This is a genomic window from Geodermatophilus sp. SYSU D00698 (genome assembly GCF_054050335.1).
On record NZ_JBJGZD010000004.1, the window covers coordinates 68,087 to 94,214 of the forward strand.

Here is a 26,128-nt window from a genome sequence, read left to right on the forward strand (position 1 = left end):
GCTCGCCGGGCGGGTCACCGGGTTCTGGCGCGACGCCTGACAGCATGTGCCGGTGCGCGCCGTCGTCGTCGACTCGGTCCGGGCCCGGCCCCGCGTGCGGGAGGTGCCCGAGCCTCCGGCCCCGCCCGGCGGGGTGGTGCTGCGGGTGATGGCCACCGGGATGTGCCGCAGCGACTGGCATGCCTGGGCCGGGCACGACGAGATCGCGTTCCCCCACGTGCCCGGGCACGAGCTCGCCGGGGTGGTGGTCGAGGTCGGGGCCGAGGTCACCCGCTGGCGGGCCGGTGACCGGGTGACCGTCCCGTTCGTCTGCGGCTGCGGCCGCTGCGCGTGGTGCCGGGCCGGGGAGGCGCAGGTCTGTCCGGACCAGCAGCAGCCGGGCTTCACCCACTGGGGGTCCTTCGCCGAGTACGTCGCCCTGCACGCGGCGGACACCAACCTGGTGCGCATCCCCGACCGGGTGGACTTCGCGAGCGCGGCGAGCCTGGGGTGCCGGTTCGCCACGGCCTACCGCGCCCTGGTCGCCCGCGCGCGGGTCGGCGAGGGGGAGTGGGTCACCGTGGTGGGTGCGGGCGGCGTCGGCCTGAGCGCGGTGGCGATCGCCCGCGCCCTGGGGGCCCGGGTGGTCGCGGTGGACCGCAACCCCGAGGCCCTCGCCGTGGCCGCCGCTCTCGGCGCGGAGCACACGGTGCGGGCCGACGGCCGCGACGTCCCGGCCGCCGTCGCGGAGCTGACCTCCGGCGGCAGCCACGTCGCCGTCGACGCCGTGGGGAGCGAGCAGACCTGCGCCGACTCGGTCCTGAGCCTCCGCCGCAGGGGGCGCCACGTGCAGGTCGGGCTGCTGCCGCCGGCCGACGGTCACCCTCGGGTCCCGATGGCCCGGGTGATCGGCTGGGAGCTGGACCTGCTGGGCAGCCACGGCATGGCCGCGTCCGACTACCCGGCCATGATGGCGCTCGTCGAGCAGGGCTCGCTGCAGCCGCAGCGGCTGGTCGAGCGGACCATCGGCCTCGACGAGGCGGCGACCCTGCTGCCGGGGTTCGACCGGGCGACCGTCGCCGGGATGACCGTGGTGGACCCCGCGCGCTGACCCCCGCCCCGGGCGCCCGTCCGGCGGCGGCTACCCGCCTCCACCCTCCGCGGACGGGCCCGGGGGTGCGTCCCCGCCGCCGGCCTCCTGGACCGACCGGGCGGCGGGTGCCCGCAGGAGCCACCGCCCCGTCCGGCGCCGGAAGATCCGCAGGCGATGTCGAGAACGCGGGACCGGCTCCGTCCCCGGGGTGCGAGCGGCCAGGATGGGCCGCACCGGCACCGAGGAGAGACCACGATGGCCAAGTACCTGCTGCTCAAGCACTACCGCGGAGCCCCGGCGGCGGTGAACGACGTCCCCATGGAGAAGTGGACGCCGGAGGAGATCTCCGCCCACGTGCAGTACATGGAGGACTTCGCGGCCAGGCTGGAGGGGACCGGCGAGTTCGTCGACGGCCAGGCGCTCTCCCCGGAGGGGCTGTGGGTCCGGTACGACGGCGAGGGCCGCCCGCCGGTCACCGACGGCCCGTTCCCCGAGACCAAGGACCTCATCGCCGGCTGGATGGTGATCGACGTCGACAGCCAGGAGCGCGCCGTCGAGCTGGCCGGCGAGCTGTCGGCCGCCCCCGGGGCGGGCGGGCAGCCGATCCACGAGTGGCTCGAGGTCCGTCCCCTCCTGGGCGCACCGCCCACCATCACGGAGTGACCGCCCCGCTGGACGAGGTCCTGCTCCGCGGCCTCACCCCCGGCGTGCTGGGCGTCCTCGTCCGCCGCGGAGCCGACTTCGCGGCGGCCGAGGACGCCGTGCAGGACGCGCTGGTCGAGGCGGTCCGCACCTGGCCGGCCGATCCGCCGCGGGACCCGAAGGGCTGGCTGGTGACGGTGGCCTGGCGCCGGTTCCTCGACGCGACCCGCGCCGACGCCGCCCGCCGCCGGCGCGAGGACGTCGTCGAGGAGGAGCCCGCGCCCGGGCCCGTGCCCGCCGCGGACGACACGCTGCACCTCTACTTCCTGTGCGCCCACCCGTCGCTGACGCCGTCGTCGGCGGTCGCGCTCACGCTGCGGGCGGTCGGCGGGCTGACCACCCGCCAGATCGCCCAGGCCTACCTGGTGCCCGAGGCGACCGTGGCGCAGCGCATCAGCCGGGCCAAGCGCACCGTCTCCGGCGTGCGGTTCGACCGGCCGGGCGACGTCGCCACCGTGCTGCGCGTCCTGTACCTGGTCTTCAACGAGGGCTACTCCGGCGACGTCGACCTCGCGGCCGAGGCCGTCCGGCTCACCCGGCAGCTCGCGGCCGTGGTCGACCACCCCGAGGTGCAGGGACTGCTCGCCCTCATGCTGCTCCACTCCGCCCGGCGCGCCGCCCGGACCGCGCCCGACGGGAGCCTGGTGCCGCTCGCCGAGCAGGACCGGAGCCGGTGGGACACCGGGCTGATCGCCGAGGGGATCGGGATCCTGCAGGCGGCCCTCGCCCGCGACCGGCTGGGGGAGTACCAGGCCCAGGCCGCCGTCGCGGCGCTGCACGCGGACGCGCCCACCGCGGCGGAGACCGACTGGGTGCAGATCGTCGAGTGGTACGACGAACTCGTCCGCCTGACCGGCAGCCCGGTGGTCCGGCTCAACCGGGCGGTGGCCGTCGGCGAGGCCGACGGACCCCGCGCGGGCCTCGCGGAGCTGGCGGCGCTGGACGACTCGCTGCCCCGCCACACCGCGGTCGCGGCGTACCTGCACGAGCGCGACGGCGACCTCGCGACGGCGGCGCGGCTGTACGCCGAGGCGGCCGGGAGGGCGACCGACCTCGCCGAGCGCGACCACCTGCTGCGCCAGGCCGCCCGGCTCAACGCGGGCCGGTCCCGCTGACGGGGCCCCGACCGCTCGCCGGTGACCCCTCGGGACGATCTCGTGCCGGTGGGCCGTCACCGTGCTGCACTTGCGCCGGATGATGGGAGCGACCGGACAGGGGAGGAGACGCAGTCGTGCCGAGTGACCGCTACGCCGGCCTCGCCGCCGTGCTCGGCGCCATCCGCAGCTCGTCGGACATCACGCAGCCGATGCTCGTGGAACAGGTGGGCCTCGGCCGGAGCGTCGTCGCGCAGCGGGTCGCGGAGCTGGAGGCGGCCGGCCTCGTCGTCTCCGACGGGTTCGGGCCCTCCACGGGTGGCCGGGCGCCGCGCCGCCTGCGCCTCCACAGCGAGGCCGGCTACGTGCTCGGCGCGGACATCGCCACGAACGAGCTCGTGGTCGGGGTGGCCGACCTCTCGGGCGCGCTGCTGGGGACGCGGCACCGGGAGATCGACGTCGTCGACGGACCCGAGATCGTCATCGGCGCCGTCGAGCAGCTGGCCGCCGAGCTGGTCGACGAGGTGGGCGCCCAGCGCAGCCTGTGGTCCTTCGGTGTCGGCATGCCCGGGCCGGTGGCCTACGACAGCGGCGAACCGGCCACCATGCCGACGCTGCCGGACTGGAGCCGGCACCCCATCAGGGAGCGGCTGGCCGAACGCTTCGGGGTCCCCGTCTGGGTGGACAACCGGACCAACCTCTCGGCTCTCGGTGAGCGCAGGGTCAACCCGGTCGCGGCGCGCTCGCGGCACATGATCTACCTGGGCGGTGGTTACGGCCTCGGCGCCGCGGTGGTGCTCGACGGCAGGATCCACCGGGGCGCCCACGGGCTCGCCGGCGGCATCGACCACGTCCCGGTGCCCGGCGCGGACGACGTGGCCTGCCACTGCGGCAGGACGGGGTGCCTGGAAGCGGTCGCCGGGCGTGCGGCCCTGGTCCGCGACGGCCGGCTGCTGGCCGAGACGGCGCAGAGCCCCGCCCTCGCCCAGGTCCTGGCCCGCACCGGCCGGATCCGCCCGGTCGACGTCACCGAGGCCGCGGGCCGGGGGGACGCCGCGGCCCGTGCGCTCCTGCACCGCAGCGCCACCATGATCGGGCGCAGTCTCGCGATCCTCGTCAACGTGTTCGACCCCGACCTGGTCGTGGTCGGCGGAGGCGTCGCCCGGGCGCGCGCCCACGTCCTGGCCGCGATCCGCGAGGAGATCTACCGGTTGGCCCTGCCCTCGGCGACCCGGGACCTGCGGATCGAGCCGTCGGCCTTCGACCAGGAGATCGCCGGGATCACCGGCGCCGTCGAGTTCGCGCTGGGGGAGCTGTTCAGTCCCGACCACCTCCCGGCGGTGCTCGACGCCCGCAGCGGCGGGGCCACGGTCACGGCACTCGACGGGCACGTCCCCGCCTGAACCGGGACGAGTTCCGTCGGGCGGTTCCGAACTTCTGCCGCAGAGAGGTAGAAGTTCCGTTACGCTGCGTCCGTGAACGTGGACACCGGCCGCCCGGGCGGTGCCGCCGGTGTCCGGTGACCGGTCGGACGGACTCGTCGCCGTCCTCGACGCCATCCGGACCTCCCCCGGGATCACCCAACCCCGGCTCGTCCAGCGGGTCGGACTCGGCCGGACCGTCGTGGCCCAGCGTGTCGCCCACCTGGAGGCGGCCGGTCTCGTCGCGCCGGACGGGCTGGCTCCGTCGAACGGCGGCCGTGCCCCGCGGAGGCTCCGGCTGCGAGGGGCGGCGGGGCTGGTCGCCGGTGCCGACATCGGCGCCACCGGGATGGCCGTGGGACTCGCCGACCTCTCCGGTCACGTCCTCGTGGAGACCCACGAGCCCGTGGACGTCGCCGACGGACCCGACGCGGTGCTCGGTCGGGTCGAGGAGCTGGTCGAGGGGCTGCTCGCCGGGCTGACGGATCCGCCGCCACTGTGGGGCGTCGGGGTGGGCGTCCCCGGCCCCGTCGAGTTCGCCACCTCGCGGCCCGTCGCCCCGCCGATCATGCCGGGGTGGGACGGCTACCCCGTCCGCGAGCGGCTGGCCGGCCGCTTCGCCGCCCCGGTCTGGGTGGACAACGACGTCAACGTCCTCGCGCTGGGCGAGTTGCGCACCAACCCCGCCGCCGCCGCGACGGGCGACCTGCTCTACGTCAAGATCGGCACGGGCATCGGCGCCGGCCTGGTGTCCGGCGGGCGGCTGCACCGCGGGGTCAACGGGTGTGCCGGCGACATCGGTCACGTGGCCGTCGCCGAGGCCGGCACGGTCGTCTGCCGCTGCGGCAACGTGGGCTGCCTGGAGGCGGTGGCCGGTGGGGCGGCGCTGGCCCGCGACGGGCGCCAGCTGGCGGAGCGCGGAGGCAGTCCGGTGCTGGCCGAGGCCCTCGCGGCCCGGGGCGACCTGACGGCCGCGGACGTGACCGCCGCCGCGGAGCGCGGCGACCCGGCGGCTCGCGCCCTGCTCGCGCGGGCCGGCCGGCTGGTCGGCGGCACGCTGGCGACCCTGGTCAGCTTCTACAACCCCGGCCTGGTGGTCCTCGGCGGCGGAGTGGTGCACGCCGGCGACCACGTCCTGGCGGTCATCCGGGAGTCGGTCTACCGGCGGTCGCTGCCGCTGGCGACGCGCACGCTGCGGATCGAGCCGTCCGCGCTCGGGGCGGCCGCCGGGCTGGCCGGCGCCGTCCACCTCGTCCTGGACAACCTCTTCACGCCGGACCGCCTGGCGCTGTGGCTGCCCTGGGGCTCCCCGTCCGGTCATCCGGAGATCGTGGACACGCCGGACCGCCCGTCCGTGTGACGGCGGACCGCTGTGGTCCACGTCATCACCGCGGCTGATGCCCGGCATCACCAGCGTTACGTCCACGTTGCATTGACTTCCTCCGCTCGATGGCAGAAGTATGTGGTTGCCATCACGCGGACGGCGCTCCAGCGGCCGGACGCGGTGCTCGACATCCAGCGTCGCAGTCGTCGTCCGGTCCCCGGACACGTGGAGAGAGGCAACACATGACCCAGCACCGTCACCGGGGGCTCCGCCGCATCGGGGTCCTCGTCGCCGTTCCGGCCGTGAGCGCGCTGACGCTCGCCGCCTGCGGGGGCGGGGACGAGGAGAGCGGCTCCGGCGGCTCCGGCGGGGCCGCGAACAGCTTCAGCTTCGCCTTCGAGAACGCCTCGGGCGGGCAGGAGAACCCCTGGCAGCTGCTCGCCGACCAGTACTCCGAGGAGACCGGCGTCCAGATCGAGACGCAGGGTCTGCCGCCGGACAGCTACGGCCTGTCCATGCGCACCCAGCTGCAGGGCGGCAGCGCCCCGGACGTCCTGATGTTCTCGCCCGGCGCCGGCAACGCCAACGCGGTGCTGCCCATGGCCGAGGCCGGCTACATCGAGGAGCTCGGCGAGGAGTCGGCGGCCCTCATCCCCGAGGGGAACGAGTCGCTGTTCGAGATCGACGGCAAGGTCTACGCGCAGCCGACCAGCATCATCCCCGTCGGCATGGTCTGGAACTCCAGCGCGGCCTCCGAGACCGGCGTCGAGGTCCCCGCGGACGAGTCCGCGATGATCGACGCCTGCGGCACCCTGGCCGGGGACGGCAAGTCGTTCCTCGCCGCCGCGGGATCCGCCCCGCCGAACATGGGCCTGATGGCCATGGCCATCTCCGCCACCCGGGTCTACGCCGAGACCCCGGACTGGAACGAGCAGCGCTCGGCCGGTGACGTCAGCTTCGCCGACAGCGAGGGCTGGCAGGCCACCCTGCAGACGATCGTCGACATGAACGAGGCCGGCTGCTTCCAGCAGGGCGCGGCCGGCGGTGGCTTCGACGCCATCACCCAGGGCCTGACGCAGGGCACCTCGCTGGGCGCCTTCGTCCCCGGGGCCGCCGCCACCGAGCTGGCCAACGCCAGCCCGGGGCTCAACCTGCAGGTGCAGCCGTTCCCGCCGGCCGACGGCGGGGAGCCGTTCCTGCTCGCCAGCCCGAACTACGCGCTGTCGATCAACGCCTCGGCCGACGAGGGCGCCAAGGAGGCCGCGCGCGAGTTCCTGGCCTGGATGGCCGAGCCGGAGAACGCCGCCCGGTTCACCGAGCTGCAGGGCGGGGTCGCCATCACCGGCCCGGACGAGAACCTGTCCCCGGTGTACGAGCCGGTCGCCGACCTGCTGGAGAACGGGGACTACGCGCCGCTGCCGAACCTGGCCTGGCCGAACCCGGGCGTGTACGACGCGCTGTCGACCGGCGTCCAGGGCCTGCTCGCCGGCCAGGGCGACGTCCAGTCCGTGCTCGAGTCGATCGACCAGGCCTGGGACCAGTGACCCGGGCCGGCTGATCCCGGCACCACCTCCGACCGCACCTCCGGACGCACCGAGGGACTGACGATGACCGCAACCATGGGCACCCCGCAGGACACCGGTGCAGTCGTCCGGGGCACGGTCCCGGCCGCCGGGGGCGGGCGTTCCGCCCGCTCCCGGCGGAGCCGGCCGCTCATCACCTACGGCCGCTGGTGGTGGGCGCTGCCCGCCGTCCTGGCGGTGCTGCTGATCCACTACGTCGCCACCGCCGGCGGGGCCTTCTACGCCTTCACCGACTGGACCGGGATCGGCGACTTCGACTTCGTCGGCCTGGACAACTTCCGCCGCATCTTCGAGGACCCCACCCTCATCGGGTCGCTGAAGAACACGCTGTTCCTGGCCTTCGGCTTCCTGATCGCCACCAACGTCGTCGGGCTGCTGCTGGCACTGGCCCTCAACCGCACGCTGAAGACGCGCTACCTGCTCCGGGTCCTGTTCTTCATGCCGGTCGTGCTGAGCCCGCTGGCGGTCTCCTACATCTGGAAGTTCATCTTCGACTTCAAGGGCCCGCTCAACGGCGTCCTGGGCTGGTTCGGCATGGCGCCGAAGACGTGGCTCGCCGACCCGACGCTGGCCCTGTGGGCGGTGCTGGTCGTCATGGCCTGGCAGACGACCGGCATGGTGATGGTCATCTACCTCGCCGGACTGGCCACCGTGCCGGCCGAGATCGAGGAGGCGGCGGCGCTGGACGGGGCCAGCACCTGGCGCCGCTTCCGGTACATCACGCTGCCGTCGATCCGCCCCTCGGTGGCGATCGCGTCGACGCTCATGCTCATCCAGGGCCTGCGCGTCTTCGACCAGGTCATGGCGCTCACCGGCGGGGGACCCGCGGGGGCGACGGAGACGCTGGCCACGCAGGTCTACAAGGAGACGTTCGCGCTGAGCAACTTCGGCTTCGGCGCCGCACTCGCGCTCCTGCTGACCCTCATCATGCTCGTCTTCTCGGTGCTGCAGCAGGCTGCCACCAAGGACCGGTCGTAAGGGATCCGAGCCGATGTTCCGCTACACGAAGGCGACGGCACTGCGCGAGGTGCTCGTCTGGGCCGTCGCCCTGCTGACCCTGCTGCCGTTCTACTTCCTCGTCATCAACGCGCTCAAGCCGGACGAGGAGCTGCTCACCACCGGGTCCTCGACCCCGCCGAGCCGGCCGACCCTCGAGAACTTCACCGAGGTGCTGACGGCCGGCGGTGACTCGAACATCCTGCTCGGCCTGTTCCACAGCGTGGTGATCACCGTGGGCAGCATCCTCGGCCTGGTCGCCTTCGGCTCACTGGCGGCCTACGTCCTGGCCCGCACGACGGCGAGGTGGGGGAGCGTCGCCTTCTACCTCTTCCTCGTCGCCATCGTGCTGCCGACCCAGCTCGGCCTCATCCCGCTCTACATCGGCGCCCGGCAGGTCGGCCTGGTCGGCTCGGTGTGGGGGATGATCGTCCTCTACGTCGGCACGCTCATGCCGCTGGCGGTCTTCCTCTACGCCGGCTTCTTCCGCAACCTCCCCCGGGACTACGAGGAGGCGGCCGCGCTCGACGGCGCCGGCCCGGCACGCGTGTTCCTCCGGGTCGTCCTGCCGCTGATGGCGCCGGCGACCGGGACGGTGGCGATCCTGACCGGCCTCATCGTCTGGAACGACTTCTTCACCGCGCTGATCTTCCTGGGCGGCTCGGACAGCCAGACGCTGACGGTGTCGATGTACTACTACGTCGGCTCGCTGGTCTCGGCCTGGAACAAGATCTTCGCCATCGTGATCATCTCGATGATCCCGATCCTGGCCTTCTACCTCTTCGCCCAGAAGCGCTTCATCCAGGGCTTCGCCGGCGGCATCAAGTAGGGCCCCGGGCTCCTCCCGCCGCCCGGTCGGCGGGAGGAGCGCCCCGCGCCGCCGCGCCGGCATCGACGGCGCCGATGCGCTCCATCACCAGGAACAGCACCCTCGTCATTGACTTCCTCCGACAATCGGAAGAAGTATGAGTCCCAGGTCACGCAGGTGGCCGCCGCACCACCGAAGGAGATCCCGTGGGCGATCGGATCCGGGCCGGCATCGTCGGTGTCGGCTTCATGGGCACGGTGCACGCCCGCGCCGTCCGGCGCGGCGGCGGTGTGGTCACCCGCGTCGCCGGGTCGACGCCGGAGTCCTCGCGGGCCGGTCGCGAGCGGATCGGGGCGGAGTCGGCCTGCGACACCGTCGAGGAGCTGCTGGCCGCCGACGACGTCGACGTGGTGCACGTGTGCACGCCCAACGCCTCGCACGCGCCGCTGGTGCGGGCGGCCGTCGCGGCCGGCAAGCACGTGGTGTGCGAGAAGCCGCTGGCCGTCGACGCCGCCGAGGCCGAGGAGCTGCGGGCGCTGGCCGCCGACGCCGGGGTGACCGCCACCGTGCCCTTCGTCTACCGCTTCTACCCGACCGTGCGCGAGGCCCGGGCCCGCGTGGCCGACGGGACGGCCGGCCCGGTGCGGCTGCTGCACGGCTCCTACCTGCAGGACTGGCTGGCCGACGGCGCCGACGACGACTGGCGGGTCGACGCCGTGACCGGCGGCGCCTCGCGGGCCTTCGCCGACATCGGCGTGCACTGGTGCGACCTGGTCGAGTTCGTCTCCGGCCACCGGATCAGCCGGCTGGCCGCGCGCACGCTGACCGTGCACCCGGAGCGCGGTGGGCGCCCGGTGTCCACCGAGGACGCCGCCGTCGTGCTGTTCGAGACCGACCGGGGCGCGGTCGGCAACCTGACCGTCAGCCAGGTGACCCCCGGCCGGAAGAACCGGCTGTGGTTCTCCGTCGACGGCGCGGCCGAGAGCCTGTGCTTCGACCAGGAGAACCCCGACTCGCTGTGGATCGGCGGCCGCGAGGTCAACCGGCAGCTGCTGCGCGGCTCCTCCGAGCACCCGGCCGCCGCGCGCTACTCCGTCGTCCCCGCCGGCCACCCGCAGGGCTACCAGGACTGCTTCGACGCCTTCGTCGCCGACACGTATTCCGCCGTCGGCGGCGAGGCGCCCGACGGGCTGCCCACCTTCGCCGACGGCGCGCGCGCCGCCCGGGTCACGCGGGCGGTGCTGCGGTCCGCGGCGACGCAGGCCTGGGTGGAGGTCGCGGCGTGACCGGCACCCGGCTCACCGTCGGCGACCCCGCGCCGTCGTTCGTCCTCCCGGACACCGAGGGGGCGGCGGTCCGGCTCGACCCCGGCGCGCACACGGCGACCGTCGTCGTCTTCACCGCCAACGGCTGCCCGTTCGCCCGCGCCTGGCACGGCCGCGTCCAGGACGTCGCCCGCTCCTACGCCGACCGGGACGTCGTCGTGCTGCAGGTCGTGAGCAACGACGAGACCGACCACCCCGAGGACTCCCTCGAGGGCATGCGGCGCCGCGTCGCCGCCGGCGAGCTCGCCGGTCCCTTCCTCCGCGACGCCGAGCAGTCGGCCGCCCGTGCCTACGGCGCCACCGCGACCCCCGAGGTCTTCGTCGTCGACCGGGCCGGGCTGGTCCGCTACCACGGCGCCCCCGACGGCGACCACGACGACCCGGCCCAGGACGCCGGCTGGCTGCGCGCCGCGCTCGACGACGTGCTGGCCGGGCGCGAGGTGGCCCGGCCGCTGACCTCGCCGGCCGGCTGCTCGATCAAGTGGCGGGTGGAGCTGCTCTGGTGGGCCGGCTGCCCCACGCACGACCGGGCCGCCGCCCTGCTCCGGGACACCCTCGCCGAGCTCGGCCGGGCGGACGTGCACGTCGTCGAGCGCGAGGTCCGCACCCGCGAGGAGGCGGCGCAGCTCGGCTTCCCCGGGTCGCCCACCTTCACCGTCGGCCGCCGCGACCTCTTCCCCGTGGACACCCCGCCCGCCCTCACCTGCCGCGTCTACGCCCGCGACGACGGCCGCAGCTCGCCGCTGCCGGACGCCGCCGACCTCGCCGCCCGCCTCCGGGACGCCCTCGCCCGCCCCTGGGACCTCCCGCACTGGGTGGACCCCCGCACGCCCGCCCGCGCCGACAGCCCGTCCTGACCGACCCCCACCCGCAGCAGGAGCAGCCATGGCATCGATCACCTACGACCGGATCACCAAGCGGTACCCGGACGGGACGCAGGCCGTCTCCGAGCTCGACCTGTCCATCCGCGACGGCGAGTTCCTCGTCCTCGTCGGTCCCTCCGGGTGCGGCAAGACGACCGCGCTGCGCATGGCCGCGGGCCTGGAGGAGATCTCCGACGGCCGGCTGCTCATCGGCGACCGCGTCGTGAACGAGGTGCACCCCTCGCAGCGCGACATCGCGATGGTCTTCCAGAACTACGCGCTCTACCCGCACATGTCCGTGCGGGACAACATCGGCTTCCCGCTGCTGTGCGCCGGTGTCGGCAAGGCCGAGGTCAGGCAGCGGGTGGACAGGGCGGCCGAGTCCCTCGGCCTCACCGACCTGCTGCACCGCAAGCCGAAGGCGCTGTCCGGCGGGCAGCGGCAGCGGGTGGCCATGGGCCGGGCGATCGTGCGCCAGCCGCAGGCCTTCCTCATGGACGAGCCGCTGTCCAACCTCGACGCCAAGCTGCGCGGCCAGATGCGCGCCGAGATCCGCAACCTCCAGCGCGAGTACCGGACCACCACGCTCTACGTCACCCACGACCAGGTCGAGGCCATGACCATGGGCGACCGCATCGCGGTCCTACGCAAGGGCGTGCTGCAGCAGCTGGGCACCCCGGACGAGCTCTACGAGTCCCCGGCCAACCTGTTCGTCGCCGAGTTCATCGGCTCCCCGCCGATGAACGTCCTGAGCGCCACCGTGACCCGGACGCCCACCGGCGCCGAGATCGTGCTCGGCTCCCAGCGGCTGGTGCTGCCGGCCGGCGCGCTCGACGCCCACCCGGCGCTCGCCGGCGCGGACGCCACCCCGGTCGCCCTCGGCCTGCGTCCCGAGGCGCTGCGCGAGGCGGCCGGCGCCGATCCCGCGTGGCCGCGGCTGGTCGCCGACGTCGAGCTGGTGGAGAACCTCCCTCCGGAGAAGCTGCTCCACCTCCGCGTCGACGCCGACCCCGTCGTCACCGAGGCGACGCTGGAGATCGCCGCCGACATCGACCAGGCCGCCGCCGAGGACCTGCGGGCGCTGGGCTCCGGCTCGGTCCTCCACGCCCGGCTGCCCGGGACCGCGGCCGTCCGCGAGGGCACCCGCGCGCAGTTCGCCGTGCCGCCGTCGGCCCTGCACTTCTTCGACCTGTCCACCGGGCAGGCCATCGCCCCCCGGTCGCCGCGCCTGGCCGCGGCGACCGCCTGACCGGGAGGGATCCCCGTGAGCGCACCGGCACACCAGATCAAGCGGGGCGTGAGCCTCTACTCGTTCCAGGAGGAGTACTTCCTCCGGACGCTGTCCGTGGAGGACTGCATCCGCGTCGCCGGCGAGATCGGCGCCCGGGGCATCGAGATCATTCCCGAGCAGATGATCCCGGGGTTCCCGCACATCAGCGACGAGTTCGTCGGGAACTGGTTCTCCTGGATGGAGCGGTACGGCACCACGCCGGTCGCCACCGACCTCTTCCTGGACACCAAGCTGCACCGCGACCGGTGGCTGACCCGCGAGGAGCAGGTCGCCTCGATCTGCCGCGACGTCGACATCGCCGTCCGGCTCGGCGCGACCGTCGTCCGGGCGATCATCAACACGCCGCCGGAGGTCATGGAGGAGGCGGCGCCCTACGCCGAGGAGCAGGGCGTCCGGCTGCTGCTCGAGGTGCACGCGCCCTTCCACTACGAGCACCCGTGGATCCTCGAGCACCTCGAGGTCATGTACCGCACGGGGTCGCCCGCGCTGGGGCTGATGCCGGACATGGGCGTCTACGTCGAGCGGTTCCCGCGCGTGGTCAGCGAGCGGGCGCTGCGGGACGGCGCCGAGCCGGGGCTGGTCGACCTGATCGTCGAGACCTACGACGACCACGGCGACACCCACGCCCTGATGGACATCGTCAACTACCGCGGCGGCGGCCCGGTCGACTTCGGCCTGGCCCGTCAGGCGACGCACTACATCTGGAGCGAGCCCAAGGCGATGCTCGAGCACATGCCCCTCATCGGGCACATCCAGGCGAAGTTCTACGAGATGACCGAGGACGGGGTCGAGTACTCGATCCCCTACGACCGGATCGTCCCGGTGCTGGTCGAGGGCGGCTTCGACGGCCACCTGTCCAGCGAGTACGAGGGCAACCGCCACATCCAGGACGTGCACCCCGTGGACAGCGTCGAGCAGGTCCGCCGCCAGCACGCCATGTTCGCCCGCCTGCTCGGCGAGACCACCGGAGAGGACGCCTGATGTTCGACAGGTACATCGTCTGCGAGGAGGGCTTCCGCGCCCTCGACGACGGCCGCACCGGCGGCGTCGTGGAGGTGCGGATGCCGTACTACCGCGGCCTGGCGCTGTCGATGGTCGAGGCCGTCGACCTCGTCCTCGACGGCCGGCCCGTGCCGCCGGCGCGCACCACCTTCACCGTGCACGGCAACACCTACACGTTCGACCAGCTGCCGCAGACCACCGACGACCGGTGGGAGATGGGGGAGCGGGCCCGGCTCACCTTCGAGACCGACGAGCCGCTGACGCCCGGGGAGCACGAGGTCGCCGTCGCGGTGCGCCTGCGCATCTCGTACATGCCGGTGCCGGGCGGCGGCCGCGACAGCAAGCGCCTGACGCTGGCCGCCTGAGAGGAACGGACATGGGACCCCTCGACGACCAGGTGGTGCGCGCCGACTCGCTCACCGCCACCCCCGACGGCCTGGACATCGCCGTCTACTCGCACTGGTACCGCGCCCTGCCGCTGCCCTCGCTGGCCCGCGTCGACCTCACCGTCGACGGCCGCCGGATCGACCCCGCCGAGCTGTCGGTCACCGTCAACGGCACCCGCCACCCGCTGTCGGAGGTGGCCGGGGCCGGCGACGAGTACTGGTTCACCACCGACCCGCTGGTGCTGCACACGCCGGTCGAGACGGCGCCCGGCCGCGAGCACCGGGTCCAGCTGCTGCTGGGCCTGTCGATCCCCTACATCCTCACCGGCCCGGACCGGGTGCCCCTGGTGGCACCCAGCGCCACCGACAAGACCCTGACCGCGGCGGGAGCACGCTCGTGACGGACACCGCGCCGGGGCTGCCCCGCCTCGGCACCACCCTGTTCAGCCTCACCCTCGAGCAGCGCCGTCCCGGCGGGGACTTCGCCTCGCTCGTCCGCGAGGTGGCCGCCCGCGACCTCGGCCCCGGCTTGGAGATGGTCGCCTTCCAGAGCCTGCGCGGCTGGCCCCGGCTGTCCGGGGACCAGGAGCGGGAGGTCCGCGGGGTTCTCGAGTCCTCGGGGCTCACGCCGTCGTGCCTGGCGATCAACAACGACCTGGGCCTGTACCCGGGCCGGCTGCTGTCCGACGACGAGTCCCACGAGTACGTCGCCGTGCAGCTGCGCGGGGCGGCCGCGCTCGGTTTCCCCGTCGCGCGCGTCGGCATCGAGACCGGCCCGGCGATCCTCGAGCGGCTGCTGCCGCTGGCCGAGGAGCTCGGCGTCAAGGTCGGCGTGGAGATCCACGCCCCGCTGACGCTCGACGCCCCGCCGGTCGCCGCGCTCAAGGAGCTGTTCACCCGGCTGGACACCCCGTGGCTGGGCTTCATCCCGGACATGAGCGCGAGCATGCGGGCGGTCCCGGACGCCGTCGACGACGCCCACCGGGCCGCCGGCATCGCCCCGGAGCTCACCGCGCTCACCAAGGAGCTGTGGGCCGAGCCCGGCCCGACCATGGCGAAGTTCCCGGAGCTGGAGCGGCGGGCGGCCGAGGCCGGCGCCACGCCGCCCCAGATCGGCAACCTCAAGATGCTGTTCACCATGCACGGGCGCATGGCGCCCGAGCGGTGGGCCGACTTCTTCCCCCACGTCGTCCACGTGCACGGCAAGTTCTACGGGATCGTCGAGGGCCCCGACGGCCTCACCGACCCGTCGATCGACTGGCCGGCCGTCGCGCGCGTCCTGCGCGAGCAGGGCTACGACGGCTTCGTCTCCAGCGAGTACGAGGCCCACGCCTACAGCGACCGGTACAGCGCCTTCGACCAGGTCCGCGCGCAGCACGACATGCTCAAGCGGCTGCTCGAGGCCGAACCCGCGGTGGCCGCCCGATGAGCACGTCCCACGACGTCGACGTCGTCGTCGTCGGTTCCGGGCCGGTCGGCACCGCCGTCGCGCGGGAGCTGGCCGACACCGGATCCGGCCTGCGCGTCCTGGTGCTCGAGGCCGGGCAGGCGCTCGGTGACCCGGCCGGCGGCCACGTGAAGAACATCGCCGACGTCGAGGCCCGCGACGCCGCCCTCGCGGCGCTGGCGACGGGGCCCGGGCCGCTGCCGGGCGGCACGCCGGCCCGGCCGGGCACCGCCCTGGTCGGCGCTCCGGACATGCCCAACGCGGCGATCTCGACCAACGTCGGCGGGATGGGCGCGCACTGGACCGCGGCCTGCCCGCGGCCGGTCGACGACGAGGTGCCCGACTGCGTGGACCCCGACGTGCTGGACGAGGCGCTGACCCGCGCCGAGGCGCTGCTGGCGGTGACGACGCACGCCTTCGACCGGGCGCCGCTGACCGGCGCGGTGCAGCGGGTCCTGGGCGAGCTGTTCGACCGGCCGCACCGCCGGCCGGTCGGCGCGATGCCGGTGGCGGTCACGGTCGGCGAGGACGGCTCGCTGCACTGGACCGGCCCGGCGATCATCGCGGGGGACCTGTGGGACCGGCCGGGCGTGGAGCTGCGCACCGGCACCCTGGCCCGGCGCGTCCTGCTGGACGGCGACCGGGTGACCGGCGTGGAGGCGGTCGACCTGGCGTCGGGGGAGCGGTACACGATCCCCGCCCGCGCCGTCGTCGTCGCCGCCGACGCCTTCCGCACGCCGCAGCTGCTGTGGGCCTCGGGCATCCGGCCGCGGGCGCTCGGCCGGTACCTCACCGAGCACCCGCAGGTGATGGCCGCCTCCCTGCTCGACGAGCGGTACGTCCGCGCGGACGCCCCCGTCGACGCGGACCTCCCGGTCACCGCCGCCGCCGCGCCGGGCGGCGGGGCGATCGTCCCGGTCTCCGGTGTCTCCTGGGTGCCCTACGCCGCCGACCGGCCGTTCCACGGCCAGGTCATGCAGATGGACGCCTCGCCGGTGCCGCTGGACCCCGGCCTCACCGTCCGGCGCGGCCAGGTGGTGGGGCTGGGCTGGTTCTGCCGCAAGGAGCTCTCGCCGGACAACCGCGTCCGGTTCGACGAGGGCGACCTCGACCCGCACGGGCTGCCGGCCATCCGCATCGACTACGCCCTCAGCGAGGCCGACCGCGCCTCCGTCGCCGCGGCCGTCGAGGAGGTCGCCTCGGCGGCACGGGCCCTGGGCCGCCCGCTCGGGGAGCCGTTCGTCATGCCCCGGGGCAGCTCGCTGCACTACCTCGGCACGACCCGGATGGGCCGCACCGACGACGGCACCAGCGTCTGCGACCCGACCGGCCGCGTCTGGGGCACCGCCAACCTCTACGTCGGCGGCAACAACGTCATCCCCACCGCGACCGCCTGCAACCCCACCCTCACCGCCGTCGCGTTCGGCGTGCTCACCGCCCGGGCCGTGGCCGCGCAGCTGGCCGCGCAGCCGGCCGCTCGGCCGGCCACGACCCCCGTCGCCGAGGAGGCGCACGCATGACCGCCCGCATCCTGATCGTCGGCAGTGGGCCGACCGGCGCCACCCACGCCCGGGTGCTGCTCGAGCAGCTGACCGACGTCTCGGTGCTCATGGTCGAGGCCGGGCCGCTCGTCAGCCGCCCGGCCGGCATGAACGTCAAGAACATCCCCGACCCGGAGGAGCAGGCGGCGGCGCGGCTCGCCTCCCAGGGGCGGTCCAGCGAGAGCGGCGTGTCGGGCATCCCCGGCGGCGTCGTCGTCGAGGGGACGATCACCGCCCGGCAGGGCACCCACCTCATCGGCCGCGCCGCCGACGGCTCACCGGGCATGCCCGCGGCGGCCGGCGCCACCTGCGTCGGCGGCCAGGGCGTCCACTGGACCTGCGCCACGCCGCGACCGGTGGGCAGCGAGCGGATCCCGTTCCTCGACGCGGCCGAGTGGGAGGAACTGGTCACCGAGGCCGAGGAGCTGCTGCACGTCCACCGTCCGGACTTCGCGGGCTCGCCGCAGGCGACCGCGATCCTCGAGACGGTCCGCGCCGAGTTCGCCCCCGACGGCATCACCGTCCGTCCGCTGCCGGTGGCCGCCGACCCGCGGCCGGACGGCTCCCTGCGCTGGAGCGGCACCGACGTCGTCCTCGACGGCGTCCCGGCCGACGACCGCTTCACCCTGCGCGCGGAGACCCTCTGCGTCCGGCTGGTCAGCGAGGGGGACCGGGTGGTGGGCGCGGTGCTGCGCGACCTGCGCACCGGCACCGAGGAGGAGGTGCGCGCCGACGCGGTCGTCGTCGCCGCCGACGCCCTGCGCACGCCGCAGCTGCTGTGGGCCTCCGGCATCCGGCCCGCCGCGCTCGGCCGGTACCTGACCGAGCACCCGCTGCTGTTCGGCGTGGTGGCCGTGCGGCCGGACCTGCTGCCCGAGCGGGAGGACCCGACGGCCCCGGTCGACCCGATCCGGGCGATCGTGTCCGTCGGCTTCGACGAGGAGCGGCACCCGTACCACGCCCAGCTGATGTGGAACCCGGTGTCGCCGGCGCCGCTGCCCGAGGGCAGCCGGTTCCGGGACAACCCCGCCGGCTACGTCGGCATGGGCTGGGGCATCCGCAAGTGGCCCCGCCCCGAGGACCGGCTGACCTTCGAGGACGACCGGCCCGACGAGCACGGCCTGCCGGGCATCCGGATCGCCTACGAGCTAACCGAGCGCGAGGAGGCCGAGTTCGCCCGCGCCCGCGTGCACCAGGCCCGCGCGGCCGCCGCGCTCGGGGAGTTCGTCGACGGGATGCCGAAGGTCATGCCCGCCGGCAGCTCCCTGCACTACATGGGCACCGTCCGCACGGGACCGGCCGACGACGGCACCAGCGTCTGCGACCCCTTCTCCCGCGTGTGGGGCGTGCCCGGCCTGGTGCTCGCCGGCAACGGGCTCATCCCGACCGCCAACTCGTGCAACCCGACGCTCACCAGCGTGGCCCTCGCCATCCGGGCCGCCCGGGCGCTCGCGGCCGACCTCGCCGGCGAGCCGGCGGTGGCGGGCGCGGCGAGCGAGTAGCGGCACCCCCGACGACCCCGACGACCCCGACGACCCCCCAGGACAGGAGCCGGCATGACGACCACGGAGACCTCCGTCGAGGCACTCGCCCGACGCGTCGACGAGCTGCAGGAGCAGCTGGAGCAGACACGGCGGGAGGCCACCCGCGCCGCCGACCGCGGCGCGGTGGACAACGTCTTCAACCGCTACATGCACTACCACAACGCCTACGAGGACGAGCGGATCATCGCCGAGCTCTGGGCGAAGCCGGGCACCCCCGGCATGTGGTCCCGCTACAACAACGTCGGCCGCTACACGACCTACGAGTCGGTGACCGCCTACCACCGCGGCCGCCCGCGCCCGGTCGGCAAGCTGCTGTTCCACTACGCGACCACCCCGGTCATCGAGGTCGGCGCCGACGGGCAGACCGCCAAGGGCATCTGGATCATGGCCGGCCTGGAGTCCGGGCTCATGGACCCGGAGGTCGCCGAGAGCGTCCCGCCGTGGGTCTTCTCCGGCGGGGAGGTCGACGGCAAGCCGGTGTGGGCGCACTGGGTGTGGTGCAAGTACGGCGTCGACTTCGTCAAGCAGGACGGCGAGTGGCGGATCTGGCACTTCCGCTGCTACGAGGTCGCCCGGGCGCCGTTCAACCGGGACTGGATCTCCTTCGCCAAGGACAACCAGGAGAGCCACGACTCGCAGCTCGCCTGGTTCGGCGACGACGGCGTCCCCGTCTTCCTGCCGCCGGTCGACGAGCCGGTGGAGACCGTCTACCACCCGTACGCCAACGACCGGGCGCAGACGCTCGACCCGGTGCCGCCGGCGCCGTACACCGAGTTCGAGGACACGTTCAAGTAGTGGGCGCCGCGACCCCGGAGCAGGTGGACGCCCCCGCGGCGTCCCCCGCTCCCGGCGTCGCGCGCGCCGGCGAGGTCCGGCGACCCGGGCTGGTCCTCGCGGTGGCGTGCGCGGCGCAGTTCATCTGTGTGCTCGACACCTCGATCGTCAACGTCGCGCTCCCGCCGATGCAGGAGAGCCTCGGCCTCTCGGCCACCGGCCTGCAGTGGGTGGTGAGCAGCTACACGCTCACCTTCGCCGGCTTCCTCCTGCTCGGCGGCCGGGTCGGCGACCTCTGGGGCCGTCGGCGGGCCTTCCTCGCCGGGCTGGCGATCTTCTCCGTGGCCAGCCTGGCCGGTGGTCTGGCCCAGGAGGGCTGGCAGCTGGTGGCGGCGCGCTTCGTGCAGGGCGTGGGTGGCGCGGTCCTGGTGCCGACGACGCTGAGCCTGGTGACCACCGGGTTCCCCGACCCGCGGGCCAAGGCGCGGGCGCTCGGACTGCTCACCGCGGCGGCCGCCGCCGGTGGCGGTCTGGGGGGCGTCATCGGCGGCGTGCTCACGGGCCTGCTGAGCTGGCGGTGGGTGCTGTTCGTCAACGTCCCCCTGGGGGCGCTGCTCGTCGTCGCGGCGGCCGGCGCGCTGGCCGGCCGGCCGCCCGGGCACACCCGGGGGCGCCTGGACCTGCCGGGGTCGGTGTCGGTGACGGCCGGGACCGCCCTGCTCGTCGCCGCGGTGATCCTCGGGGAGGAGCGGGGCTGGCTGTCGGGACCGGCCCTGGCCTGCCTCGGCGGTGCGGTCGCCGCGCTGGCGGCCTTCGTGGTGGTGGAACGCCGGGTGCCGCAGCCGGTGGTCCCGCTGTCGGTCCTGCGCGTCCGGCCGGTGTCGGTGGCCAACGGCCTGGCGGCGCTGACCGGCGGCGTCCTCCCGGCGATGATGTTCTTCCTTGTCCTGTACCTGCAGCAGGTCCGGGACCTGGACCCGCTGACGGCCGGGCTCGCGCTGGCACCGAGTGCGGTGGGCATCGCGCTCGGCGCGCAGCTGGCCCCCCGCCTGCTGGACCCGCTGGGCCCGCGGGGCGTGTTCCTCCTGGGGACGCTGCTGAGCGCGGCCGCGCTCGTCTGGCTGTCGGCCATCGACGTCGAGGGCTCCTATTCCCGGGACGTCCTCGTGCCGCTGGTGCTGGCGATGACCGGCTTCGGCGTCGCCGGGCTGCCGCTCACCGTGACGGCCACCTCCGGCCTGGGGAGCGACCGGGCGGGCCTGGCCTCGGGCCTGCTCACGACGGCCAAGCAGGTGGGCAGCGCCGTGGGGCTCGCCGCCCTGGTGGCGCTGGCGACCGCGCGGACGGCGTCGGCCGGTGACCCCGGGGAGGCCGCCCTGACCGGCGGGTTCGCCGCCGGCCTGCTCGGCGGCACCGTCCTGCTGCTGGCCGCCTGCCTCCTCGGCCTGGCGCTGCCGGGCCGGCGCGGGGGGCGGCATCAGCCCGGCTGATGCCGGGCATCGACCGGATGAGCTTGTGCCGCAGGTCACCGGTCGCCACGATTTCTGTACGGAACATGCATAAATGACCCGCCGGGCTCCGGCAGAGGGGAACCGACCGTGGCATGGACCAAGTGGTCCTACATGGACCACTGGGTGACGGAGACGCCGCAGGGGCCGCAGCCCCCGTCGTTCAACCGCGCCTACATGGACCGGTACGTCAAGCAGCTGTCCGCCCTGGGCTTCACGGGCTTCGACACCTTCTTCTTCTACCTGCACGCGCTCGCCGGGATGTACGGCTCGGTGCCGGGCTTCGAGCGGTTCCTGCAGGACAACGGGTTCGAGAAGATCACCGGGATCTTCTCCGCCTACCCGTCGGCCACGAGGTACACCGCGCCCCACGTCCGGGAGACGCACGACCGGATCGTCGCCGACTGCACGAACACCCTGCGCACCTGCGAGGGCCTGACCGGCGTCGAGAACTTCATCGTCATGCCGACGTCCACCCACTGGCAGACCGAACCGGTCACCGACGACACGATCAAGGTCGTCGCGGACCTGTGGAACCGGGTCGGCAGGCTGACCCTCGAGCACGGGATGAAGACCACCTGCCACTTCGAGTTCTGGGGCGCCATCCGCACCCGCCCGCAGCTCGAGCTGTTCTTCGAGTACACCGACCCGGAGTACGTCTTCTTCTTCTGCGACACCGCCCAGCACACGATCGCCGGCGTCGACCCGATCCAGCTGTTCCGCGACTACCGGGACCGCTGCACCGGGTTCCACTTCAAGGACACCAGGAACGTCGACGAGCACGAGGCCTACCGCACGCCGCCGGACCCGGAGCTCATGGCGCCGCACGTGACCCGGTGGTTCTACGAGATGGGCGAGGGCGGCCTGGTCGACTTCCCGACGCTCATGAAGGAGATCGTCACCTCCGGCTACGACGGCTGGCTGACCGTCGAGCACGACAAGGCCGAGCTCGGCGGCGGCAGCTACGCCGAGGCCACCGCCGTGGCCAAGTGGTACATCGACAACGTGCTCGCCGAGGCCGAGGCCGAGGCGCGCCGCGGACTGGAGAGCGCGCGATGAGGGACACCCTGCGCTGGGCCTACGCCCTCAACCAGTGGAACGTCCGGCTGGACGTCTTCGTCCGGCACGAGGACCAGCAGCGCGCGCTGAAGACCGTCTCCGCCTGCGGGTTCGACCACGTCGAGCTGGCGTCGGGCACCGGCCGCTGGGACAACATCAGCCGCCCCGAGGTCATCCTGCTCAACCACGGCAGCCACGCCGGCTTCCTGGACTTCCTGCGCCGGGCGGAGGTGCGGGGCGTCTCCAGCATGTTCTGGGACCCGCAGGCGCCCGCGGAGGAGGAGGAGGGGTACGCCTTCCGCTCGACGGCGGACCCGGACGACCACGACGCGATCGTCGAGTGGGCGAGGCCGTTCGTGGACTTCCTCGCCGGCGTCGGCGCGGAGCAGCTCGTCGTCCGCCCGGTCGGCTCGGCCTGGATGAGCCCGCCGCTCGGCGCCGACGGGATCAAGGTCGTCGGCGACGTCTGGAACCGGATCGGCGAGCTGACGTCCGCGGCCGGCCTGGGCCTGGCGCTGCACTACGACTGCCTGGGCGCCGTGCACACCGCCGACGAGCTGACGGCGCTGCTCGACGCGACCGACCCGGCCGCCGTCGGCCTCGCCCTGGACACCGCCGAGTTCACGATCGGCGGCATCGACCCGGTCGCCTTCTACCGCGAGCACGCCGACCGGGTGACCCACGTGCACCTCAAGGACACCCGCTACGCCGACACCGGCGAGGAGCACCTCATGCCCGGGGCCGAGAGCACGATGCTCAAGGGCGGCGCCGGACGGCGGATCGAGCGCTGGTTCTTCGAGCTGGGCACCGAGGGCGGGCTGGTCGACGTCCCCGGCTTCGTCGCGGCCCTGCGCGAGCGGGACTTCCCCGGCTGGGTCGTCGTCGAGAGCGACCACGGCGGCAACCCGGCCGAGCTGGCGATGCTCAACAGCTGGTACCTGCAGCACGAGCTGGGGGTGGTCAAGCGATGAGCGCACCCGGGACGGACGCCGGCGAGCGGCGCGTCAAGTGGAGCTACATGGACCACTGGCGCAGCAACGGGCCCTCGGGGCCGGTCGACCAGTGGCACTCGCACAGGACGATGTCGGCGTTCCTCAAGCAGGTGAAGGCGACCGGCTTCGACGCCATCGACACCTTCGACTTCCGCATCTGGCAGATCCTCGGCGACTACGGCGGTCCCGCGAAGTACCAGGAGATGGTGCAGGACCACGGCCTGGAGCGGATCGTCAACACCTTCCACGCCGCCGACTACGACCTGCGGAACTACGCGCCCCACCTGCCGGAGACCCACGGGAACATCCTCGAGGACTTCCGGGTGACCATGGGCCGCTGGTCGGAGATCCGGCTCGACAACATCATCGTGATGCCGGCGACGCTGTACTACGACATGGAGCCGGTCACCGCGGACAAGATCAAGACCACCGCGGAGCTGTGGAACAAGGTCGGCGAGATCACCGCGAGCCACGGCGTCCGGCTCACCTGCCACCACGAGTTCTTCTGCGGCATCCAGAGCGAGCCGGACATCGAGCTGTTCTACGAGCACACCGACCCGCGGTACGTGTCGCTGTTCGTCGACACCGCGCAGCACTGCATCGCCGGCGTCGACCCGGTGGCCCTGTACCGGCGGCACGCGCACCGGGTCAGCGGCTTCCACTTCAAGGACACCCGCAACGTCGCGACCGGGGACGACCACCGGCACCGGCCGGACTCCGAGATCATGGCGCCGACCACCGGGAAGTGGTTCTACGAGATGGGCACCCCGCACGGGCTCGTCGACTTCGAGGCGATGATGACCGCGGTCCGGGACAACGGGTACCGCGGCTGGATCTCCGTCGAGCACGACAAGGCCAACAAGGAGGGCGGCGACTACTCCGAGAGCACCGCGATCTCCCGCTGGTACGCGAAGAACGTCCTCGAGGAGATCTACCGGTGAGCGGCGTCCGGTGGTCCTACGCGATCAACCAGTGGAAGCCCCAGTTCGACGACTTCGTCCGCCGCGAGCAGCACGAGCGGGCGCTGAAGACCCTCTCGATCGCCGGGTTCGAGGGCGTCGAGCTCACCTCGGGCAGCGGCCGCTGGGAGCCGCTGGGCAACCCGCAGCAGCTGGAGGCGAACTTCGGTTCCCTCGCCGGCTTCCGCGCCTTCCTCGCCGACTGCGCCGTCGACTGCGTCTCCAGCTGGGCGTGGGACCCCATGCAGCGCTCGACGGAGCACCTGACCGGCCCGCTGTCGCCGCTGTCGGCGGACGACGCCCCCGCCCTGGCCGAGCGGGCGGGCGAGTTCGCCGCGGCCCTCGCCGAGCTCGGCGGATCGGTCCTGCTCGTCCGGCCGGCACCGTCGGCCGGGGCGGCGGAGCCCCTCGACGACGACGCGATCGGCCGGCTGGCCGCCTGCTGGGAGCGGGTCGCCCGGACCACCCGGCAGCACGGCGTCGAGACGGCGCTGCACGTGGACTTCCTGTCCGCGCTGCGCCGCGGCGACGCCCTCGAGCGGCTGCTGGCACGCACCGACCCCGACCTGGTCGGCCTCGCCGTGGACACCGGCGAGGACGCCGTCGCCGGGGTGGACTCGGTCCGGGTGATCGAGCAGCACGGCGACCGGATCCGGCACGTCCAGTTCAAGGACGCCCTCGCCGTCGACGCCGAGGAGGAGTACCTGCAGCCGGCCGCCGAGTACACGGTCCGGGCCCGCGGCGGCGTCCGCGAGGTGCCCCGCTGGTTCGGGGAGCCGGGCGTGGACGGCGGCCTCGTCGACTTCGCCGCGGTCACCCGCGCGCTCCTGGCGGCGCGGTACTCCGGCTGGATCGTCGTGGAGAGCGACCAGAGCCCGCACCCGGCCGCGAGCGCCCTGCTCGCCGGCTACCTCGTGCAGCGCGAGCTGCGGCCGCTCGTGGAGGGCGCCACACCGGAGGGGGTCTCCTGATGGCCACCGGCGACACCGTCCTCACCGCCGACAGCCTGGTCCGGCGGCCGGAGGGCCTCGGCATCGCGCTCACCCTGCCCTGGTACCGCAGCCTCTGGCTGTCCAGCGTCAGCGACATCGCGGTCTCCGTCGAGGGCCGCGCGGTCCCGGAGGACGACCTGCGGGTCGAGCTGGGGGAGCGGGTCTTCGGGGTCGGCGAGCTCCGGGAGCAGTGGGACGTCCTCTGGTTCGTCCAGGACCGGCTCGTGGTCGTCGTCCCGCTCGACGAGCCGCCGGCCGAGGGGCAGGAGGTCGACGTCGAGGTGACCGTCGACCTGCGGCTGCCCTACATGCAGATCGCGCCGACGACGTACGTCACCAACCACGCCCGCGACCGCCGTTCCCTGACCGCGCACGGAGCCGCCCGATGACCGCCACCGCTCCCGCGCGTGCCGCGGAGCCCGCCGTGCCGGGCAGCGGCATCACGCTCGGGCTCACGCTCTACTCGCTGACCGGCGAGTGGGCCGCCGGCCGCTACGACCTGGCCGGCCTGCTCGACGTCGTCGACGCCGCGGGCATCGGCCCCGGGATCGAGATCGTCGCCTCCCAGACGATCCGCACCTACCCGGAGGTGACGCCGGAGTTCGTCCGGGACTGGCGGGACGCGTTCGACCGGCACGGCTTCCTGCCCAGCTCGTTCGGCTGCAACCTCGACACGGGCCGCCGCCGCGACCGGGACATGACGCCGGACGAGGAGTTCGAGTTCACCGTCGCCCAGTTCCGCAGCGCGCACGCGCTCGGCTTCCCGCTGGTGCGCATCCAGAGCGCGAAGCCGGAGCTCATCCGCCGGCTGCTGCCGGTGGCCGAGGAGCTCGACCTCACCATGGGCTGGGAGCTGCACGCCCCGCTCGGGCCGAACTCGCCGAAGGTCCTGGAGATCCGCGAGACGTACGCGGAGATCGGCTCGGAGCGGCTGGGCTTCGTCGCCGACTTCAGCTCCACCATGCGCGCCATGTCGCCGACGATCCTGCGCAAGCTCGGGAGGATGGGCCTGGCGCAGCAGGACCTCGACGAGCTGCAGCGGATCTGGGCCACCGACGCGGACATCGACGCCCGCCACGGGGAGTTCGTCGAGTACCTGCACTCCCGCGGCACCGCCCCGGAGTCGCTCGGCTCCTTCGCCCGGCTGGCGTTCAACATGCACGGACACGTCGACCCCGCCGAGTGGGCCGACATCATGCCGCAGATCACGCACGTGCACGCCAAGTTCTACGACATCGACGAGCACGGCGACGAGCCGGCCATCGACTACCCGGCGATCGTGCGCGAGTTCGTCCGCGGCGGGTACTCGGGCTTCTTCTCCAGCGAGTGGGAGGGCCACGCCTTCGCCGACCTCGACGAGGCCGACCCGGTCGACCTCGTCCGCAAGCAGCACGACCTCATCCGCCGGTCGATCACGGCCGCCCTCTCCGAGAAGGACTCCTGAC

25 protein-coding genes are annotated in these 26,128 nt (G+C 73.8%); all 25 read left to right on the top strand.

Annotation, left to right across the window (positions count from 1 at the left end; genetic code table 11):
- The first annotated feature begins 52 nt into the window (after positions 1–52).
- Positions 53–1,090: a zinc-binding dehydrogenase gene (locus ACI8AB_RS05125; RefSeq protein WP_456949195.1), complete on the top strand. Its 1,038-nt coding sequence runs from the start codon at positions 53–55 to the stop codon at positions 1,088–1,090.
- 237 nt (positions 1,091–1,327) lie between these two features.
- Positions 1,328–1,735 (top strand): YciI family protein, encoded by a 408-nt coding sequence (locus ACI8AB_RS05130; RefSeq protein ID WP_456949196.1) that lies wholly within the window; start codon positions 1,328–1,330, stop codon positions 1,733–1,735.
- Positions 1,732–2,889 carry an RNA polymerase sigma factor gene (locus ACI8AB_RS05135; protein WP_456949197.1) on the top strand — a complete coding sequence of 386 codons (1,158 nt, stop codon included), beginning with the start codon at positions 1,732–1,734 and terminating at the stop codon, positions 2,887–2,889. The genes ACI8AB_RS05130 and ACI8AB_RS05135 overlap by 4 nt, the downstream gene beginning before the upstream one ends.
- Positions 2,890–3,005: 116 nt before the next feature.
- Complete coding sequence (locus ACI8AB_RS05140; RefSeq protein ID WP_456949198.1) at positions 3,006–4,271, top strand: ROK family transcriptional regulator; 1,266 nt, start codon at positions 3,006–3,008, stop codon at positions 4,269–4,271.
- 220 nt (positions 4,272–4,491) lie between these two features.
- Positions 4,492–5,649, top strand: a complete 1,158-nt coding sequence (locus ACI8AB_RS05145; protein ID WP_456949199.1) for an ROK family protein — start codon at positions 4,492–4,494, stop codon at positions 5,647–5,649.
- A 266-nt stretch (positions 5,650–5,915) separates the two neighbouring features.
- The gene (locus tag ACI8AB_RS05150) at positions 5,916–7,157 is read left to right on the top strand and encodes an ABC transporter substrate-binding protein (RefSeq protein ID WP_456949200.1); all 1,242 of its coding nucleotides are present in this window, start codon (positions 5,916–5,918) and stop codon (positions 7,155–7,157) included.
- Between the two features lie 63 nt (positions 7,158–7,220).
- Positions 7,221–8,174, top strand: coding sequence for a carbohydrate ABC transporter permease (locus ACI8AB_RS05155; RefSeq protein WP_456949201.1), 954 nt, complete (start codon positions 7,221–7,223; stop codon positions 8,172–8,174).
- Between the two features lie 13 nt (positions 8,175–8,187).
- Positions 8,188–9,021, top strand: a complete 834-nt coding sequence (locus ACI8AB_RS05160) for a carbohydrate ABC transporter permease (RefSeq protein WP_387988095.1) — start codon at positions 8,188–8,190, stop codon at positions 9,019–9,021.
- 185 nt (positions 9,022–9,206) lie between these two features.
- On the top strand, positions 9,207–10,286 hold the full coding sequence (locus ACI8AB_RS05165; protein WP_456949202.1) for a Gfo/Idh/MocA family protein: 1,080 nt from the start codon (positions 9,207–9,209) through the stop codon (positions 10,284–10,286).
- On the top strand, positions 10,283–11,182 hold the full coding sequence (locus ACI8AB_RS05170) for a thioredoxin family protein (RefSeq protein WP_456949203.1): 900 nt from the start codon (positions 10,283–10,285) through the stop codon (positions 11,180–11,182). The genes ACI8AB_RS05165 and ACI8AB_RS05170 overlap by 4 nt, the downstream gene beginning before the upstream one ends.
- Positions 11,183–11,210: 28 nt before the next feature.
- Positions 11,211–12,437 (top strand): ABC transporter ATP-binding protein, encoded by a 1,227-nt coding sequence (locus ACI8AB_RS05175; protein WP_456949204.1) that lies wholly within the window; start codon positions 11,211–11,213, stop codon positions 12,435–12,437.
- A gap of 15 nt (positions 12,438–12,452) precedes the next feature.
- Positions 12,453–13,460: a sugar phosphate isomerase/epimerase family protein gene (locus ACI8AB_RS05180; RefSeq protein WP_456949205.1), complete on the top strand. Its 1,008-nt coding sequence runs from the start codon at positions 12,453–12,455 to the stop codon at positions 13,458–13,460.
- Positions 13,460–13,846 (top strand): C-glycoside deglycosidase beta subunit domain-containing protein, encoded by a 387-nt coding sequence (locus tag ACI8AB_RS05185; RefSeq protein WP_456949206.1) that lies wholly within the window; start codon positions 13,460–13,462, stop codon positions 13,844–13,846. The genes ACI8AB_RS05180 and ACI8AB_RS05185 overlap by 1 nt, the downstream gene beginning before the upstream one ends.
- An 11-nt stretch (positions 13,847–13,857) precedes the next feature.
- Positions 13,858–14,268, top strand: a complete 411-nt coding sequence (locus tag ACI8AB_RS05190) for a C-glycoside deglycosidase beta subunit domain-containing protein (protein WP_456949207.1) — start codon at positions 13,858–13,860, stop codon at positions 14,266–14,268.
- Positions 14,265–15,296 carry a sugar phosphate isomerase/epimerase family protein gene (locus ACI8AB_RS05195; protein ID WP_387988102.1) on the top strand — a complete coding sequence of 344 codons (1,032 nt, stop codon included), beginning with the start codon at positions 14,265–14,267 and terminating at the stop codon, positions 15,294–15,296. Before ACI8AB_RS05190 ends, ACI8AB_RS05195 begins: the two co-directional genes overlap by 4 nt.
- A complete protein-coding gene (locus ACI8AB_RS05200; protein ID WP_456949208.1) occupies positions 15,293–16,834 on the top strand; it encodes a GMC oxidoreductase in 1,542 nt (513 codons plus the stop codon). The genes ACI8AB_RS05195 and ACI8AB_RS05200 overlap by 4 nt, the downstream gene beginning before the upstream one ends.
- Positions 16,831–18,357, top strand: coding sequence for a GMC oxidoreductase (locus ACI8AB_RS05205; protein WP_456949209.1), 1,527 nt, complete (start codon positions 16,831–16,833; stop codon positions 18,355–18,357). Before ACI8AB_RS05200 ends, ACI8AB_RS05205 begins: the two co-directional genes overlap by 4 nt.
- 54 nt (positions 18,358–18,411) lie before the next feature.
- Positions 18,412–19,194 carry a nuclear transport factor 2 family protein gene (locus ACI8AB_RS05210; protein ID WP_456949210.1) on the top strand — a complete coding sequence of 261 codons (783 nt, stop codon included), beginning with the start codon at positions 18,412–18,414 and terminating at the stop codon, positions 19,192–19,194.
- On the top strand, positions 19,194–20,663 hold the full coding sequence (locus tag ACI8AB_RS05215; protein ID WP_456949211.1) for an MFS transporter: 1,470 nt from the start codon (positions 19,194–19,196) through the stop codon (positions 20,661–20,663). Before ACI8AB_RS05210 ends, ACI8AB_RS05215 begins: the two co-directional genes overlap by 1 nt.
- A gap of 108 nt (positions 20,664–20,771) precedes the next feature.
- The gene (locus ACI8AB_RS05220) at positions 20,772–21,740 is read left to right on the top strand and encodes a sugar phosphate isomerase/epimerase family protein (protein ID WP_387988107.1); all 969 of its coding nucleotides are present in this window, start codon (positions 20,772–20,774) and stop codon (positions 21,738–21,740) included.
- The gene (locus ACI8AB_RS05225; protein ID WP_456949212.1) at positions 21,737–22,711 is read left to right on the top strand and encodes a sugar phosphate isomerase/epimerase family protein; all 975 of its coding nucleotides are present in this window, start codon (positions 21,737–21,739) and stop codon (positions 22,709–22,711) included. Before ACI8AB_RS05220 ends, ACI8AB_RS05225 begins: the two co-directional genes overlap by 4 nt.
- Positions 22,708–23,673: a sugar phosphate isomerase/epimerase family protein gene (locus tag ACI8AB_RS05230; protein ID WP_456949213.1), complete on the top strand. Its 966-nt coding sequence runs from the start codon at positions 22,708–22,710 to the stop codon at positions 23,671–23,673. The genes ACI8AB_RS05225 and ACI8AB_RS05230 overlap by 4 nt, the downstream gene beginning before the upstream one ends.
- Positions 23,670–24,662 carry a sugar phosphate isomerase/epimerase family protein gene (locus ACI8AB_RS05235; RefSeq protein WP_456949214.1) on the top strand — a complete coding sequence of 331 codons (993 nt, stop codon included), beginning with the start codon at positions 23,670–23,672 and terminating at the stop codon, positions 24,660–24,662. Before ACI8AB_RS05230 ends, ACI8AB_RS05235 begins: the two co-directional genes overlap by 4 nt.
- Positions 24,662–25,072: a C-glycoside deglycosidase beta subunit domain-containing protein gene (locus tag ACI8AB_RS05240; RefSeq protein WP_456949215.1), complete on the top strand. Its 411-nt coding sequence runs from the start codon at positions 24,662–24,664 to the stop codon at positions 25,070–25,072. The genes ACI8AB_RS05235 and ACI8AB_RS05240 overlap by 1 nt, the downstream gene beginning before the upstream one ends.
- Positions 25,069–26,127 carry a sugar phosphate isomerase/epimerase family protein gene (locus ACI8AB_RS05245; RefSeq protein ID WP_456949216.1) on the top strand — a complete coding sequence of 353 codons (1,059 nt, stop codon included), beginning with the start codon at positions 25,069–25,071 and terminating at the stop codon, positions 26,125–26,127. Before ACI8AB_RS05240 ends, ACI8AB_RS05245 begins: the two co-directional genes overlap by 4 nt.
- Position 26,128: the final 1 nt, after the last annotated feature.

Bases quoted from the DNA above. Each gene is read 5' to 3' on its own strand.
- ACI8AB_RS05130 (WP_456949196.1), top strand. From the start codon at position 1,328: ATGGCCAAGTACCTGCTGCTCAAGCACTACCGCGGAGCCCCGGCGGCG.
- ACI8AB_RS05155 (WP_456949201.1), top strand. From the start codon at position 7,221: ATGACCGCAACCATGGGCACCCCGCAGGACACCGGTGCAGTCGTCCGG.
- ACI8AB_RS05160 (WP_387988095.1), top strand. From the start codon at position 8,188: ATGTTCCGCTACACGAAGGCGACGGCACTGCGCGAGGTGCTCGTCTGG.
- ACI8AB_RS05175 (WP_456949204.1), top strand. From the start codon at position 11,211: ATGGCATCGATCACCTACGACCGGATCACCAAGCGGTACCCGGACGGG.
- ACI8AB_RS05185 (WP_456949206.1), top strand. From the start codon at position 13,460: ATGTTCGACAGGTACATCGTCTGCGAGGAGGGCTTCCGCGCCCTCGAC.
- ACI8AB_RS05190 (WP_456949207.1), top strand. From the start codon at position 13,858: ATGGGACCCCTCGACGACCAGGTGGTGCGCGCCGACTCGCTCACCGCC.
- ACI8AB_RS05200 (WP_456949208.1), top strand. From the start codon at position 15,293: ATGAGCACGTCCCACGACGTCGACGTCGTCGTCGTCGGTTCCGGGCCG.
- ACI8AB_RS05205 (WP_456949209.1), top strand. From the start codon at position 16,831: ATGACCGCCCGCATCCTGATCGTCGGCAGTGGGCCGACCGGCGCCACC.
- ACI8AB_RS05210 (WP_456949210.1), top strand. From the start codon at position 18,412: ATGACGACCACGGAGACCTCCGTCGAGGCACTCGCCCGACGCGTCGAC.
- ACI8AB_RS05225 (WP_456949212.1), top strand. From the start codon at position 21,737: ATGAGGGACACCCTGCGCTGGGCCTACGCCCTCAACCAGTGGAACGTC.
- ACI8AB_RS05230 (WP_456949213.1), top strand. From the start codon at position 22,708: ATGAGCGCACCCGGGACGGACGCCGGCGAGCGGCGCGTCAAGTGGAGC.
- ACI8AB_RS05240 (WP_456949215.1), top strand. From the start codon at position 24,662: ATGGCCACCGGCGACACCGTCCTCACCGCCGACAGCCTGGTCCGGCGG.
- ACI8AB_RS05245 (WP_456949216.1), top strand. From the start codon at position 25,069: ATGACCGCCACCGCTCCCGCGCGTGCCGCGGAGCCCGCCGTGCCGGGC.